Source organism: Corallococcus llansteffanensis (assembly GCF_003612055.1).
Taxonomy (GTDB): Bacteria; Myxococcota; Myxococcia; order Myxococcales; family Myxococcaceae; genus Corallococcus; species Corallococcus llansteffanensis.
In genome coordinates this window covers 1-380 of the sequence record NZ_RAWB01001235.1, presented here as the reverse complement: position 1 = coordinate 380, position 380 = coordinate 1, and the positions used below count along the sequence as shown (strand labels likewise).

General features: G+C 72.4%; 1 protein-coding gene. It reads left to right on the top strand.

Going from position 1 to position 380, the window contains the following annotated elements; translation table 11 throughout:
- Positions 1-134 precede the first annotated feature (134 nt).
- Positions 135-380: prephenate dehydrogenase/arogenate dehydrogenase family protein (locus D7V93_RS44320; RefSeq protein ID WP_244237874.1), on the top strand; the 246-nt coding region annotated here is incomplete at its 3' end.

Below are 380 nucleotides of genomic sequence, written 5' to 3'. Positions count from 1 at the left end.
GGGCAGCACCCGCCGCCTGGCTCCTCCTCCAGAGGGGCCCGGCGGTCGTGTTTCCCCCACCCCCAGGCACTCCAGGGGCATGCCGCACTTTGCCGCTATTCATGTAAACTTACAGGATGCCGAGAATCGCCCTGGTGGGATACGGACGTTTTGGACGTGCGCTGGGAGCGCTGCTCGAAGCGGCGGACCTGGGCTACCGGGCGATGGACCCGGGGGCCGCGCTCCCGGAAGGGCTGCGGGCCGGGTCGGTGCCGGAGCTGCTCGAGGGGGCGGAGCTGGTGGTGGTGGCGGTGCCGGTGCCCCAGGTGCGGGAGGTGCTGCTGGCGCTGCGGCCCCACCTGCGGCCGGAGCACCTGGTGCTGGACGTGGGCAGCGTCCAG